The sequence below is a fragment of the Dactylosporangium cerinum genome (assembly GCF_042653625.1).
GTDB classification, from domain to species: domain Bacteria; phylum Actinomycetota; class Actinomycetes; order Mycobacteriales; family Micromonosporaceae; genus Dactylosporangium; species Dactylosporangium cerinum.
Genome location: NZ_JBHSIU010000013.1, coordinates 20,461 through 34,971, shown reverse-complemented (window position 1 = coordinate 34,971; position 14,511 = coordinate 20,461). Strand labels below are relative to the sequence as shown.

The 14,511-nt window shown below is 69.6% G+C and carries 15 protein-coding genes; 5 read left to right on the top strand and 10 right to left on the bottom strand.

What is annotated here, in order from left to right; all coding sequences use genetic code 11:
- Window position 1: 1 nt before the first annotated feature.
- Genes ACFPIJ_RS12335 through moaC form a run of 4 tightly spaced genes read right to left on the bottom strand, consistent with a single transcriptional unit; the run spans window position 2 to window position 2,585 of the window.
- Complete coding sequence (locus ACFPIJ_RS12335; RefSeq protein WP_380114874.1) at window positions 2-424, bottom strand: molybdenum cofactor biosynthesis protein MoaE; 423 nt, start codon at window positions 422-424, stop codon at window positions 2-4.
- A complete protein-coding gene (locus ACFPIJ_RS12330; protein ID WP_380114873.1) occupies window positions 421-1,623 on the bottom strand; it encodes a molybdopterin molybdotransferase MoeA in 1,203 nt (400 codons plus the stop codon). Before ACFPIJ_RS12330 ends, ACFPIJ_RS12335 begins: the two co-directional genes overlap by 4 nt.
- A gap of 21 nt (window positions 1,624-1,644) precedes the next feature.
- Window positions 1,645-2,112 carry a MogA/MoaB family molybdenum cofactor biosynthesis protein gene (locus ACFPIJ_RS12325; RefSeq protein WP_380114872.1) on the bottom strand — a complete coding sequence of 156 codons (468 nt, stop codon included), beginning with the start codon at window positions 2,110-2,112 and terminating at the stop codon, window positions 1,645-1,647.
- A complete protein-coding gene (gene moaC / locus ACFPIJ_RS12320) occupies window positions 2,109-2,585 on the bottom strand; it encodes a cyclic pyranopterin monophosphate synthase MoaC (protein WP_380114871.1) in 477 nt (158 codons plus the stop codon). The genes ACFPIJ_RS12325 and moaC overlap by 4 nt, the downstream gene beginning before the upstream one ends.
- Before the next feature lie 453 nt (window positions 2,586-3,038).
- Here moaC and ACFPIJ_RS12315 point away from each other — a divergent pair, with 453 nt between their 5' ends.
- The 3 genes from ACFPIJ_RS12315 to ACFPIJ_RS12305 all read left to right on the top strand — a co-directional run bounded on the left by ACFPIJ_RS12315 (window position 3,039) and on the right by ACFPIJ_RS12305 (window position 7,495).
- On the top strand, window positions 3,039-5,462 hold the full coding sequence (locus tag ACFPIJ_RS12315) for a putative bifunctional diguanylate cyclase/phosphodiesterase (RefSeq protein WP_417323597.1): 2,424 nt from the start codon (window positions 3,039-3,041) through the stop codon (window positions 5,460-5,462).
- Complete coding sequence (locus ACFPIJ_RS12310; protein WP_380114869.1) at window positions 5,450-6,766, top strand: glycosyltransferase 87 family protein; 1,317 nt, start codon at window positions 5,450-5,452, stop codon at window positions 6,764-6,766. Before ACFPIJ_RS12315 ends, ACFPIJ_RS12310 begins: the two co-directional genes overlap by 13 nt.
- 108 nt (window positions 6,767-6,874) lie before the next feature.
- Window positions 6,875-7,495, top strand: coding sequence for a phosphoribosyltransferase (locus ACFPIJ_RS12305; RefSeq protein ID WP_380114868.1), 621 nt, complete (start codon window positions 6,875-6,877; stop codon window positions 7,493-7,495).
- A 159-nt stretch (window positions 7,496-7,654) separates the two neighbouring features.
- Here the strand turns inward: ACFPIJ_RS12305 and dnaB are convergent, their stop codons facing one another.
- Window positions 7,655-9,103, bottom strand: coding sequence for a replicative DNA helicase (gene dnaB / locus ACFPIJ_RS12300; RefSeq protein ID WP_465252334.1), 1,449 nt, complete (start codon window positions 9,101-9,103; stop codon window positions 7,655-7,657).
- 361 nt (window positions 9,104-9,464) lie between these two features.
- On the opposite strand from dnaB, the gene ACFPIJ_RS12295 reads away from it, so the two are divergent.
- Entirely contained in the window at window positions 9,465-9,896 is a 432-nt protein-coding gene (locus ACFPIJ_RS12295; RefSeq protein WP_380114866.1) for a hypothetical protein, read from the top strand.
- Window positions 9,897-10,039: 143 nt separating this feature from the next.
- Window positions 10,040-11,533 carry a vWA domain-containing protein gene (locus ACFPIJ_RS12290; RefSeq protein ID WP_380114865.1) on the top strand — a complete coding sequence of 498 codons (1,494 nt, stop codon included), beginning with the start codon at window positions 10,040-10,042 and terminating at the stop codon, window positions 11,531-11,533.
- 121 nt (window positions 11,534-11,654) lie between these two features.
- Here the strand turns inward: ACFPIJ_RS12290 and rplI are convergent, their stop codons facing one another.
- The 5 genes from rplI to ACFPIJ_RS12265 form a co-directional block, all read right to left on the bottom strand.
- Window positions 11,655-12,104: a 50S ribosomal protein L9 gene (gene rplI, locus ACFPIJ_RS12285; protein WP_360097204.1), complete on the bottom strand. Its 450-nt coding sequence runs from the start codon at window positions 12,102-12,104 to the stop codon at window positions 11,655-11,657.
- Window positions 12,105-12,116: 12 nt separating this feature from the next.
- Window positions 12,117-12,356 carry a 30S ribosomal protein S18 gene (rpsR, locus tag ACFPIJ_RS12280; protein WP_033359945.1) on the bottom strand — a complete coding sequence of 80 codons (240 nt, stop codon included), beginning with the start codon at window positions 12,354-12,356 and terminating at the stop codon, window positions 12,117-12,119.
- 20 nt (window positions 12,357-12,376) lie between these two features.
- Window positions 12,377-12,904: a single-stranded DNA-binding protein gene (locus tag ACFPIJ_RS12275; protein WP_380114864.1), complete on the bottom strand. Its 528-nt coding sequence runs from the start codon at window positions 12,902-12,904 to the stop codon at window positions 12,377-12,379.
- A 107-nt stretch (window positions 12,905-13,011) separates the two neighbouring features.
- Window positions 13,012-13,302 (bottom strand): 30S ribosomal protein S6, encoded by a 291-nt coding sequence (gene rpsF, locus ACFPIJ_RS12270; RefSeq protein WP_033359943.1) that lies wholly within the window; start codon window positions 13,300-13,302, stop codon window positions 13,012-13,014.
- 222 nt (window positions 13,303-13,524) lie between these two features.
- Entirely contained in the window at window positions 13,525-14,391 is an 867-nt protein-coding gene (locus tag ACFPIJ_RS12265; protein WP_380114863.1) for a hypothetical protein, read from the bottom strand.
- Window positions 14,392-14,511: the final 120 nt, after the last annotated feature.

The following is a 14,511-nucleotide window of genomic DNA, read 5'->3' as shown; positions in this document are numbered from 1 at the left end:
GCTACGGACAGTTGACCCATTCCTCTTCGCCGTCGGTGAAAACCTGCCGCTTCCACACCGGGAGCCGGGCTTTCACCTCGTCGACGAGCCGCGCACACAGCAGGAACGCGTCCGCCCGGTGCGACGTGGAGATCGCCGCCGCGAGTGCCACATCGCCGATCTCCAGCCGGCCGACCCGGTGCGACACGGCGAGCGCGTGCACTGCGGGCTCCGCCGCGATCTCCGCGGCGATCTCGGCGAGCACGTCACCGGCGCTCGGGTGGCCCTCGTATTCGAGCTCCACGACGCCGCGCCCACCGTCATGATCACGCACCACGCCCGCGAAGGACACGACCGCGCCCGCGGCACGGTCGGCGACCGCCAGCTCGTGGGAGGTCACGTCGATCGGCTCACCGGTCACCAGCACCGTGATTCGGTCGGTCACACCCGCTCCCCATCCAGAATCGGCAGTGGTACGAGCAGCGCCGGCGTCCCCGCAAGCCCCCGCCCTCCGGGCGGAATGATCGCAAATCCGATCGAGTTGGCCAGGCCCCTCAGCATCGAGGAGCCAGCATGGGCCACCGGATATCCCATCCCGTCCAGGGGATCGCGGCGCACGAGCGCGAGGTGCGTGTAGTCGCCCCGGCCAGGGATGTCGGCACCCAGCTTGATCGTGGAGTGGGCCGGCTGGGCGCGTCCCGTCAGTCCGGCGAGCAATGGCAGTACCAACGACACCAACGCCACAAACGTCGACTGTGGATTGCCAGGCAGGCCCGCGACGAACTGGCCACCGGGCAGCTGCGCGACGAGCATCGGGAAGCCGGGCCGCACGGCGACGGTGTTGACGATGTAGGTGGCGCCCATCTCGGCGAGCGCGGGGTGCAGGTGGTCGACGGGGCCGTGCATGGTGCCGCCGGTGGTGCAGATGACCTGGGCACCGGAGTTGACGGCGGCCCGGAGCGCGGCGACGTGGTCCTCGAGGGTGTCGGCGACGGGTGCGCGGTGGTGCACGACGTCGGTGCCGGCCCGGCGCAGCCAGGACGGCAGCGACGGGCCGAGCGCGTCGCGGACCCGCCCGCCGCCGGGAACACCGTCGGTCAGCAGTTCGTCACCGAAGACCAGCAGGGCGCTGCGCGGCTTGGGGCGGCACAGCAGCGTGTCGTAGCCACAGGCGGCGGCGAGGCCGATGACACCGGGCGTGATCGGCGTGCCGGCGGGCAGGAGCTCTTCGCCGAGGGCGGCCTCTTCGCCGGTCAGCCGCCAGTCGGGAATCTTGCGGGGCTCACCGGAGACGACCCGCTGACCCTCCACCGTGGAGTCCTCGGTGCGCACGACGAAGCGGGTGCCCTCGGGCACCATGCCGCCGGTGGCGATCTCGACGCAGGTGCCGTCGGCGGTCAGCGGCTCGGCGTGGTCGCCGGCGAGGACCCGGCCGACGATCTGCCAGGGTGCCGGGCCCCGGACGGCCCAGCCGTCGACGCTCGAGGTGGGAAACGCGGGCAGTGCGGTGAGTGTGGTCAGCGGCTCGGCGAGCGTCAGCCCGTCGGACTCGACGAGGGGGACGGGCACGGGACTCGACGCGACCGCCGAACCCGCCTCGAACACCGCCTCGCGGGCATCGGCCCACGCGATCGGTAACGTCACGCGTCGAGCCTAGACCTTGGGTCAGTGGTCGCCGCCGCGGAGTTGGTCGACGGCGTGGGCGAGCACCGGACCGAGCACGGCGAGACCATCCTTGGCGCCACCCTTCGAGCCGGGCAGATTGACGATCAGTGTGCGGCCGGCGACCCCGCTGAGCCCGCGGGACAGGATCGCGGTCGGCACCTTGGCGGCGCCGGCCGCCCGGATGGCCTCGGCGATGCCGGGCACCTCGTAGTCCAGCACGCGCCGGGTCATCTCCGGGGTGGCGTCGGTGGGGGTGACGCCGGTGCCGCCGCTGGTCAGGATCACGTCGGCGCCGGCGGCGACCGCGGCGCGCAGTGCCTCCTCGACCGGCGGGCCGTCGGGGACGACGACCGGGTCGCCCACCTCGCAGCCCAGGTCGCGCAGGCCGGCGACGAGTACGGGGCCGCTGGTGTCGGCGTAGACGCCGGCCGAGGCGCGGTTGGACGCGACGATCACGACGGCCTTCACGAGGCACGCTCCCAGAGACCGGTCTTGCCGCCTTCTTTGCGGAGCACCCGAACCCCTTCCAGGGAGGCGGCCGGGTCGACCGCCTTGATCATGTCGATGAGGGCGAGACCTGCGGCGGCGACGGCGGTGAGCGCTTCCATTTCGACGCCGGTGCGATCGGCCGTGCGGGCGGCAACCTCAATGTCCACAGAGTCGTCACGCAACGTAAGGTCGACCGTCACCCCATGGAGGGCAATCGGATGACATAACGGGATGAGATCGGGCGTGTGTTTGGCGCCCATGATCCCGGCGATCCGCGCAACCGCCAATGCATCGCCCTTCGGTAACGCACCGTCGTGCAGCAACGCTATTACAGCGGCCGTCGTGCGGACGGAACCAGCCGCAACCGCACGCCGGACGGTGATTTCCTTGCCGGCGACGTCCACCATCCGGGCCGCGCCGCTCTGGTCGACATGGGTCAGCTCGTGTGCCACGACATCACCTTATCGATCGTGCAGTGGAGATCTGTTTGATCATGCACGCTAGTGGGAACATGCGTCGATTCAGATCCACGGAGAGTAACTTTCGCGTTACCAAAATATGACAAGTCCTGCCGTTCTTCGCAAACTGTGAGTCGACGGACAAATCAGTATAGGCAACTTGCGAAATGCACCCTAGGCTTCGTTCAACGCAAGGGAGTTCGATAAGTATCGATTCCTTTGCGGCACGGGGGTCGTTAACCGCGAAAACGACCTTGGGGGCAGCAATGCGCGTTCACGAGTGGAGCTGAAGCACGGCCTTGACAAAGGCACACAACCATCGGTCACGATGAACAGACCGCGATGCAAAAACCATTGGGTACCGACGACGCGACCAACCGGCGCCTCTGGCGTCTCGTTGGTCCCGTCGTCGTCGGTGCGACCGTGGCATGCATCGCCGCACTTTGGATGATCAAGGACGAGGGTCGCCTGTCACTGATCCTGCCGCTACCGACGCTGCTCGTCATCAGCGGTAGATACATGGTTGTCAACGTCCGGATCCGCTCGTCTCTGCACGGCTCAACGCCGGTATCGGCAGTCATCATCGTGGCAGCGGTGTTCCTGCCGCCGCCGCTCGTGATCCTTTCCGTAGCGATCGGAAAGCTCACCGACCAGCTGTTGAAGCACGCGAGCATCCCGGCGAAGGTCGGTTTCAACGTCGGCAAGGAAGTGCTCGCCGGAACCGCGGCGACCGCGGCGGTCGCCGTCGTCGGCTTCCCACCGATCCTGGCCGCGTCCGGCAGGGGCGAAGCACTCAGCACCGCGCTGACCGTGACTGTGGTTGCCTGGGTGGCGTACACCATCGTCGACGAGCTCGTGTCGCAGGCGCTGTTCGCGATGCTCACCAGGACGCCCTACCGCGAACGCCTGTTCGCGGACTGGGGAATCCTCACCGTCGTGCAGGTCGGGACGTTCGGCATCGCCGTCGCCACCGTGGTCGCGTACTACATCAACTACTGGCTCCTGCTGCTCCTGCCGCTGCTGCTGTGGTGCATCCACCTCGCCTCCGGCAACCGCGTCCGCGCCCGCCAGGGCAACGAAGCCTGGCAGCGGCTGGCCGAGGCCACCGACGAGTTCAACTCCGTCGACCAGACCGCCGTGCTGCACGCCGCCGTGCGCAAGGCCGCCGAGCTCTTCTCCACCGACGAGGTCGAGGTCCAGATCCGCCCGCACACCGGCGAGGAGCGCCTGGTGCGCAGCAACGGCCGCGACATCCTGTACGACGGCCACCCGGACGAAGCCCCCTCCGTGACCGGTTTCGTCATCCCGATCGGACTGGAGAGCTATCGCGGCGACGCCGACCTCGGCGAGCTGCGGCTGCGCTTCCGGGCCCCGATCAAGCTCACCGAGCGCGAGGGCTACACCCTGCACACCTTCGCCGCCGCGCTGTGCACGGCGATCCGCAACGCCGCCACCTTCGCCGAGACGCAACGCCTCGCCGACAGCCACGCCCGGGCCGCCGCCCAGGACCCCCTCACCCGGCTCGCCAACCGGCGCAAGCTGCAGCAGTACGGCGACGAGGTCCTCGCCACCGGCATCGTCGGCGTCCTGCTCATCGACCTCAACCACTTCAAAGAGGTCAACGACACCCTCGGCCACTCCGCCGGCGACCGGGTCCTCATCACCGTCGGCGAGCGGCTCTCCGCCGCCGTCCGCGAGGGCGACCTGGTCGCCCGGTTCGGCGGCGACGAGTTCGCCGTCATCCTGGCCAACCTCAGCGCACCCGCCCTCGCCGAGATGCGCGCCCACACGATCCTCGACGCCCTCACCCCGCCCATCCAGCTCGACGACATGCGCATCAGCGTCGAGGCCAGCTGTGGCGTCACCACCGCCAGCGGCGGCACCATCGGCGAGCTGCTCCGCCGCGCCGACGTCGCCATGTATCAGGCGAAACAGGACGGCCAGCGAGTCGTCGTCTACGCGCACGCCCGCGACACCGCCGACATCGGCACCCTCACCCTCGGCGGCGACCTCGCCCACGCCGTCGCCGAAGGCCAGTTCGTCGTCAACTTCCAGCCGATCGTCGACCTCGCCACCGGCCAGGTCATCGGCGCCGAAGCACTCACCCGCTGGAACCACCCCGACCGCGGCGACCTCGCCCCCGACCGGTTCCTGCCCGCGATCGAGCGGTCCGGGCAGCTCGCCGCGTTCGCCGACGCCGTCCTCGACCAGGCACTGACCGCCGTCTCGCGATGGGCCGACGCGGGCCACGCCATCCCGGTCGCCGTCAACGTCTCGCCCCGCAGCCTGCTCGACCCGTCGTTCCCCGACGCCGTCGCCCGCCGCCTCGCCGCCCGCGGCGTCCAGGCCTCGTCGCTCGTCATCGAACTCACCGAATCCGTCACCCTCAGCAAGCTCGAGGTCGTCGACGACGTCCTCGCGGCACTGCGCGACCAGGGCATCCGGCTCGCCCTCGACGACTTCGGCACTGGCTTCTCGTCACTGGCCACCCTCGCCCGGGTCGCCGTCGACGAACTCAAGATCGACCGGAGCTTCGTCGCCGCCATGAACGCCTCCGCCCCCGGCGCCGTCGTCCGCTCCACCGTCGACCTCGGCCGCAGCCTCGGCCTCATCGTCGTCGCCGAAGGCATCGAACGTGAAGAGCAGCGCCAGCAGCTGTGGGAGCTCGGCTGCCCCGCCGGCCAGGGCCACCTCTTCGCCCGTGCCATGCCCGCCGACCGGCTCCTCGCCGCCCTGCGGCGCGGCCACGACGGCCAGCCGGGCCTGCTCGCACCCCCGCTGCACGACACCGACACCGTGATCCGCCTGCCGCGCAACCGCCGGTCCCGCCGCGCCAGCACTGGCGAGCCCGGGCAAGAATGGGTGCCATAGCCACCTCATCCCGCGCCCGGACCAGCGACGCCGTCCTCTACGGACTGTCCGCCGTGTTCGCCGCGATCACCGCGTTCACGTCGACCCTGCTGCCGCACCGCGCCTGGGGCGAGATCGCCTGGTGGGGCTACACCGCCGCGTTCCTGATCACGCTCGTCGTGCTCCGCCGCCTCCTGCTCACCTTCGTCGTCTTCGCGGCGGTCACGCTCGTGCCCCTCGTCACGCAGGCCGTGCAGCGCGCCGGTGGCCGCACCGACCGCGCGCAGGAGGAAGTCCTCGTCGTCGAGCAGATGGGTCGGCGACTCCTCCACACCGGCACGCCCTACCTCGACCGCCCCGACATCGCCGCACTCCCGGCTGAGGACCGGTTGCTGGGGTACTCGCCGTACCAACCCGGCATGTCGATCTTCGGCATCCCCCGAGCACTGTTCGGAAACCACTGGTGGACCGACGCCCGCATCTGGTTCGCCGTCGCCACCGTGGTCGCGCTGCTCTGGACCCTGCGACTGCTCGCCGACCTGGTCGCCCCGCCCGGCCTCGTCCTCGTCGCCCAGTCCGTCGCCGTCCTGCCGATCTGCACCCTCACCCTGACCACTGGCGGCGACGACCTGCCCGTGGTCAGCCTGTCACTGCTCGCCATGGCCTTCACCGCCAGACACCGCTGGGCCGCGGCCGGCATCGCCATCGGTCTGGCCGGCGCACTCAAACTGTTTGCTCTCCCTGCGGCGTTGGTACTGCTGGTACTTGCCTTGCGGGCCACCGGCCGCCCGGTCCTCGCCGATGATTCCGGCCGGCGCGGCGCCGCCGGCGCTTCGGGGCTCCCGGCCGTGGCTCCAGGCCGGCGCGGCGCCGCACTCTTCGCCGCCGGCGCGTTCGGTCTGCCGATCCTGGTGATGCTGCCCGCCCTGGCCGTCGCCCCCGCCGCGTTCGTCGAAAACGTCCTGCGCTTCCCGGCCGGCCACGGCCTCGTCACCAGCCCCGCCCAGTCACCATTGCCCGGGCAGCTCATCGCCTCCTCGACGGGCGCGGGACGCACCATCGCCCTGTCGCTCCTGCTCGCCGCGGGCGTCGCCATCGGCATCTGGCTCCTGCGCCGCCCACCCCAGGACACCCGGTCCGCCGCCCTCGTCGTCACCGTCGGCCTGACCGCGGCGATCATGCTCCTCCCGTCGACCCGCTTCGGGTACCTCCTCTACCCGGCCGCCTTCGCCGCCCTCTGGTGGGCGCTGCGCCCACCGCCCACCGCGCCCGATTCCCCCGACGAGCCCGCCAGCCGCCGGCCGGCGTCCTCGGGCGCGGCGTAACCACCCGCGGCTCCCCCGGCCAGTGCTTTCGCCGGAACTACGGGCGATTCCTCCGGCCAGTTCGCCAGTCGCTGGTCAGCGTCCTCGGGCCCGGCGTAAACAGGAAGCATGGCCTTCCGGGACCGCCAAGAAGCCGGAGCCGCCCTCGCCGCGCTCCTCACCGGCTACGCCGACCGGCCGGACGTCATCGCCCTCGGCCTGGTCCGCGGCGGCATGCCCGTCGCCGCGGAGGTCGCCAGCCGGCTCCGAATCCCGCTCGACGCCCTGGTCGTGCGCAAGCTCGGGGTCCCGTGGGCACCCGAGGTCGCCTTCGGTGCCATCGGCCCCGGCGGCGTCCAGGTCCTCAACCCCGAGATCCGCCTCGAACCGCACGAGATGGCCCCGATCGTCCGCCACGAAACCGCCGAACTCCGCCGCCGCGACCGCCTCTTCCGCATCGGCCGCGACCCGCTGGATCTCACCGGGCAGGTCGCCCTCATCATCGACGACGGCCTGGCCACCGGCGCCACGGCCGGCGCGGCGGTCGCCGTCGCCAGGGCGCTGTCCGCCGCTCGCGTGGTGCTCGCCGTCCCGGTCGGTGCGACCCAGGCCGTCGAGCGCCTGGCCCTCACCGCGGACGAGGTGGTCTGCCCCTTGAAGTCCGAACACTTCGGTGCGGTCAGCCGCTACTACGACGACTTCCACCAGGTCCCGGACGCCGAGGTCGCCCGCCTCCTGAGCCGTCCCTGACCCCGCGCTGCCGATGTCCGGACAGGGCTCTTTGCACTTCGATATGTAAAAGGCCTTGTCGAGCGGCTGGTGGCGCGACAACCCGAACCGGGAGTGGATCTCCCCCGGGATCGAAGTCGCCGTGCCCAGCTCAGCCGTGCCGCATCGGCGAAACGCGGCTCAGATGGCCATGTCGACGAAGCGCGACAGGTGCAGCTGTGCGGCGACCGTGATCGTGTCGGTCGGGCCGTTTCGGTGCTTGGCCACGATGAAGTCGGCCTCACCGGCGCGCGGGGACTCCTTGTCGTAGTAGTCGTCACGGTGCAGCAGGATGACGACGTCGGCGTCCTGCTCGATCGAGCCCGACTCACGAAGGTCGGACAGCTGGGGTCGCTTGTCGGTGCGCTGCTCCGGGCCACGGTTCAGCTGGCTGACCGCGACCACCGGGCACTCGACCTCTTTCGCCAGCAGTTTCAGACCACGTGACAGGTCGGCGACCTCCTGCTGCCGGCTCTCGGTCCGCTTCGGGCTCGTCATCAGCTGCAGATAGTCGACGATGATCAGCTTCAGGTCGTGCCGCTGCTTGAGCCGGCGCGCCTTGGCCCGGATCTCCATGAGGTTCATGTTCGGTGTGTCGTCGACGAACAGGGGCGCCTCGCTGATCTCGCCCATCCTGCGGGCCAGCTTGGTCCAGTCGTCGTCGGACAACTGCCCGGACCGCAGCACATGCAGCGGCACCCGCGCCTCGGCCGAGAGCAGTCGCATGACGATCTCGACCTTCGACATTTCCAGACTGAAGATCGCGCTCGCCATGTTGTGCTTCACCGACGCCGCCCGGCTGAAGTCCATGGCCGCAGTTGACTTGCCCAACCCAGGTCGACCGGCAACGATGACCAGCTGGCCGGGGTGCAGGCCGTTGAGAAGGCGGTCGAGGTCGCTGAAGCCGGTGGGGACGCCGGTCATGACGCCGCCCTGGGCGCCGACGGCCTCGATCTCGTCGAGGGTCGGCTGGAGCATCTCGGCGAGGACGGCGAAGTCCTCGCTGACGCGCTTCTCGGTGACGTCGTAGATGGCCTGCTGGGCGAGGTCGACAACGTCGTCGACGTCCCGGCCGCCGGGGCCGGCGGAGCCGTAGCCGAGCTGGACGATGCGGGTGCCGGCCTCGATGACCCGGCGCAGGACGGCCCGCTCGGCAACGATGCGGGCGTAGTAGGACGCGTTGGCGGCGGTGGGCACGGCCGCCATGAGGGTGTGCAGGTAAGCGGCGCCGCCGACCTTGGCGATCTCGCCCGCGTCGGTCAGCGCGGCGGCGACGGTGACGGCGTCGGCGGGTTCGCCGCGGCCGTAGAGGTCGAGGATCGCGTCGAAGACGACCGTGTGGTTGGGCCGGTAGAAGTCGTGGGACTTGAGGATCTCGACGACGTCGGCGATGGCGTCCTTGGACAGCAGCATGCCGCCGAGGACGCTCTGCTCCGCGGCGACGTCCTGCGGTGGGGTGCGTTCGAAGGTCTCGGCGCCGCCGGAGGGCCGCTCAGATCCCCGGGACTGGTCCTTGGGGGGTTGCCGGCGCGGCTCGGCAGGGGTCGCGTCGTCCCAAGGATCGCCGCTGCTCTGTCTGTCTTCGGTGATCGACACTCGCCCCTCCAACGTCGTACCCGCACCGACCAGTAGACCTCGCGGGTATGACAAAACCGCTCTGAAAACAGGGGCGCCCTGCGCAACGGTATGGAGCGACCGACGTTCGTCAAAACCGGCCGGTGGACAACCCTCGGGACAACCTGTGGACCACCGTCCACAAACGGGGGATCAGCTGTGCACAGTCCTGTGGATAACTCCACCTCCGGGATCCACAGAGGACCGCTGAGCTGCGGTTTCGTAATCCACAGCCTGTGTGCGAAAAATAGTCGCCCAATCGAGTGATGTGACGGGCCGGTGTTTTCCGGCTGGACGGACGATGGCGGGCTCCGCACGGGCGAGTGACGCTGCGGCCGTGGGTTACCCGGAGTGGGACAGATCACGTGAGCCGGGTCGTCGTGACCACACCCCGCGGTCGGTCCGGCGGCAGGACGAAGACGAGGACGAGTCCACCGACTATGCCGGGGCGTTCATCGCCACCGGTTGCTGGTACGTGGTGCCGCTCATCGGCTACGTGATCTGGGCGGCAACGCTTTCGTCGGAGCCGCGGCCCGGTTGCGTGGACGCTTTCGGGGCGCAATGTCCGGCGCCGCGGTCCGAGGCGTTCACCAATCTGCTGGACGGGGTGCCGCAGATCGCCCTGGCACTCGCGCTGGGGATCACGGTCGCCATGTTCCTGGGGTGGGCGACGTCCGGCTGGCGGGCGTGGACCATCGGTTTCGCCTCTGCGGTGCTGGGTGCGGGCATGTCGACGGTGATCTTCGCGGTGCTTGCGACGCAGTTCTGATCCGAACGGTTCCCATCGAAGGGTCACAGCATCCTTGCGAGACGATCACCGATGCTCACGCTTGGGTCTCTGTCCGGTTACGCTCGGAGCCGATCACGGGCGGGTCGGCGTCTGACTGGCCAAACACCTTCAGGGAGGCCTCCATGGTCAGTCAGTTCCGTGTCGCCGCCGTGGCCGTGATCGCCGCGTTGTGCCTGACGGCGTGCAGTGCGTCCGAGGACAGTCCCACCTCCGGTGCCAAGGCGCCGGCAAATGCGGAGAACGGTCAGCCCGGTCCGCCCGTGACCGGCGAGCTGGCGGACGAGGCTCCCGGCGAGCAGTCGGCGTCGAACCAGCCGGTGTCGACGTTCGCGGTCGATGTCGACACCGCGTCCTATGGCTACGCGAAGCGGCAACTGTTGTCGGGGCAGCGGCCCTCGGCGAGCACGATCCGTCCGGAGGAGTTCGTCAATTCGTTCCGGCAGGGGTACCGGCAGCCGGCGGGCGACGGCTTCGCCGTGTCGGCCGACGGTGCGCGGCTGCCTCGGACGCACCGCAACGCCAGTGATTCGGCGCGACTGCTCCGGGTCGGGCTGCAGACGAGAGCCGAGCCTGAGGGGCAGCGTCTCGACGCGTCGCTGACGTTCGTCGTGGACGTGTCCGGTTCGATGGCGGAGCCCGGCAAGCTCGACCTGGTCAAGAGCGGTTTGCACACGCTGGTGGATCAGCTGCGGACCACGGATTCGGTGGCGTTGATCGCGTACTCCGACGAGGCCGACGTCCTGCGGCAGATGACGCCGGTGCGGGACCGGTCGGCGTTGCACAGTGCGATCGACCGGTTGCGCGTGGCGGGGAGCACGAACCTGGAGGCGGGGCTGCGGCTCGGGTACGACACGGCACGCAAGAGTTTCCGGTCGGGCTCGACCAACCGCGTCATCCTGCTCTCCGACGGCCTGCCGAACGTCGGCTCCACGAACGCCGCGTCCCTGGTCCGTGAGGTGCAGGAGGCGGCGGCCAAGCAGATCACGATGATGGGCGTCGGGGTCGGCAGTGACTACGGCGACAGGTTCATGGAGGAGCTGGCCGACAAGGGCGACGGCTATGTCGTCTACGTCAGCGACACCGCCGAGGCGAACACGGTGTTCGTCGAGCAGTTGCCGGCCACGCTCGCGGTCCGGGCGCTGGACGCGAAGGCGCAGGTGGAGTTCGATCCGGCGGCCGTGGCGTCGTACCGGCTGATCGGTTACGAGAACCGGACGCTGTCGGCGTCGGCGTTCCGCAACGACAGGGTCGACGGCGGCGAGGTCGGCCCGGGCCATGCCGTGACGGCGCTGTATGCCCTGCATCTCCGGTCCGGCGCCGAGGGGCATCTGGCGGATGTGCGGGTGCGGTGGCAGGACCCGCGGACGCGGGAGCCGAGCGAGCAGAACCTTTCGGTGACGGTGGCGTCGCTGGATCGCGAGTTCACGTCGGCGGCGCCGCAGGTGCAGGTCTGCTACACGGCGGCGTACTTCGCCGAGGTCCTGCGGGCCAGCCGCTACGCCGAGGAGGTCCGGCTCGAGGACCTGCTGCAGCTCGCGAAGGGCCTGGCGGAGGAGGACAAGCAGGTCGCTGAGCTCGCCGACGTGATTCAGGCGGCGGCGAAGTTCTACCGCTAGGAGACAACAAGCGAGGCCCGCTCCACCTGCGGGCCGCCTTATCCAGGCCGCGAAGTACTACCGGTAGGAGACAGCAAAAGGGGCCCGCTCCACCTGCGGGCCCCTTTTGTCTGCAGCGGTGTTACTTGGCGGCCGTGACCTTCAGCGTGAAGGAGGCAGCGACCTCGGGGTGCAGCTTGATCTGCACCTTGTAGTCGCCGACCGACTTCACGTGGCCGGGCAGCTCGAGGCGACGCTTGTCCAGGGACGGACCGCCGGCCTTCTGGACGGCGTCCACAACCTCGGCCGGAGTGACCGAGCCGTAGAGCCGGCCGCCTTCGCCGGCGCGAACGGCCAGCTTGACGGTGAGGTTCTCCAGCTGGGCCTTGACCTCGTTGGCGTGGCCCAGGTCGCGGATCTCGCGGGCCCCACGGGCACGCTTGATGGTCGCGATCTGCTTCTCGCCGCCCTTGGTCCACGGAATCGCGTAGCCCTGCGGGAGCAGGTAGTTACGCCCGTAGCCGTCCTTGACCTCAACCACATCGCCGGGGGTCCCGAGACCGGTGACCTCCTGCTTCAGGATGATCTTCATGTCAGCCTCCCCTTATCGCGCGGTCGCGGTGTAGGGGAGCAGGGCCATCTCGCGCGCGTTCTTGACGGCACGCGCGATCTGCCGCTGCTGCTGAGCGGTCACGCCGGTCACCCGCCGAGCGCGGATCTTGCCGCGGTCGGAGATGAACTTGCGCAGCAGCGCGGTGTCCTTGTAGTCGATGTAGGCGATGCCCTCCTTGTCGAGAGGGTTCACCTTCTTCTTCGGTTTGCGCAGGGCCGCAGCCTTCGCCATTGCTCTTGCTCCTGATGCCATTAGAACGGGGGCTCGTCGTCGAAGGATGAGCTCGACCTGCCGCCGCCGCTTCCGGCGTTCGCCGGCTGCGCGCTGGCCCACGGGTCGTCAAACCCGCCGCCACCACCGCCGCCACCGCCACCACCGGACGAAGCGCCAAAGCCGCCACCGCCACCGGAGCGCTGCATCTTCTGCACCTTGGCAGTCGCGTAGCGCAGCGAGGGGCCGATCTCGTCGACCTCCAGCTCGATGACAGTGCGCTTCTCGCCCTCGCGCGTCTCATAGGTCCGCTGCTTCAGGCGGCCGGAGACGATCACGCGGGCACCGCGCTGCAGCGACTCGGCGACGTTTTCCGCCGCCTGGCGCCACACCGTGCAGGACAGGAACAGCGGCTCGCCGTCCTTCCACTCGTTGGAGGCCTTGTCCATGAACCGGGGGGTCGATGCCACCCGGAACTTGGCCACAGCCGCTCCAGACGGAGTGAAGCGCAACTCGGGGTCGTCGGTCAGGTTGCCGATGACCGTGATCGTGGTGTCTCCTGCTGCCATATTGAGTCAACTCCTCGCGCACTGGGGTACGGCCCACCTTGTCACAGGGGTATGACAATTCCCGGTGACGTGTGCCGGCGAAGCAGGTCGATCTCGCCCGGATCCGCTTAGCGGACCTCGGGCCGGATGACCTTGGTGCGCAGCACGGACTCGTTGAGTCGCAGCTGACGGTCCAGCTCGGCCACCGACTCCGGCGATGCCTGGAGGTCGATGACGGCGTAGATGCCCTCGGTCTTCTTGTTGATCTCGTACGAGAGGCGCCTGCGGCCCCACACGTCGAGCTTCTCCACCGAGCCACCCGACGTCCGGATCACGTTCAGATACGTGTCGAGCGACGGTGCGACGGTGCGCTCCTCGAGACTTCCATCGAGGATCACCATGATTTCGTAATGACGCAAGACGTTCTCACCTCCTACGGGCTAAGCGGCCGCGGTCCATCCGCGGCAGGAGGTCGTGCGTCGTCTGCCGCCCGATGGACGGCAGACCGAGCAAGAGTACACGGTGCGTGTACACGCAAAGACCGCGGGGCGCGTCATCCGCTTCTCTGGGTGGGACCTGGGGAGGAACGACCACACCGGTGCGTTGGATGACGGCGCCCCGCGGAGCTACCTAATTGTACCTTAAGCGAAGCTAGCGCGCGATGACCGCTGCGCAATAATAGCCCGAATTGCGGCGATTCCGACGCCGACCGCGCAGACCGTCGCGACCAGTGCCAGCAGGCCCGTGGGGGCGTTCGTGGCCGGGCCGCTCGCGGCGACGGGCTCCTCGACATATACCCGCTCGTCCGTCGACGTACTCGGGTTGGCATTGGCCCCCGCGGCCGGCGACGCGGTCGCGTCCGGGCCGAGCAGCGACGGGTCGACCGGCTCGGTGCCGGTGCCGTCCGCCTCACCGGTGCTGCCCGACGCGGTCGTCGACGGCTTCCGGGTCGAGCGCCCGGTCGGCGACGGGTTGATGGCCTGGTTGGCGGCCGCTGCCGCGGCACCGGCCGGCCCGCTCGTGCTTGCCGGTCGGCCCGCCTGGCCGGCCTGGCCCGCCGCGGGTGCGGCGGGCGGCGCGGTGACCCCGACGGAGACCGGCTTGAACTGCTCGACCACGCCGACGCCGCAGGAGAACGTCATGGCGACGTTGACCGGGCCCTTCTTGAACACGACCGGAACCGCCTGGTTGGGCTCCACTGACGAAACGGCCTTGCCGTCGACCTTGAGGGTCGCGCCCTGGCCGAGCCGGTTGACGAAGTTGACCCGCGACTCGGCCGGCACCGAGACGCTGCCGGTGCTGGGCTCCGACTTGCACACCAGCAGGCTCAACACGCTCCCGCCGCTGAACTCGACGGTCGGGGTGGAGGGTGCGGCGTGCACGGGGCTGGCGCCCACGGTCAGGGCCGCGGCGAACAACGCGGCGGCGGCTGCCGCCACGCGGAGTGCCGGTCGGTGTCCAGACAAGGTAGCCATCCAAGGTTGAGGATTGATCAGATGCCGTTCCATCGAGGCCACGCGATCACGGGCGGCCCAGTTGCGTAACGACGCGGCCGACTGGACGGTGACGGAAGCCTGGCATTCCGGACCCTTCGGTCGGGTTACCCAACGGGCCCCGGGCCCGGGTCG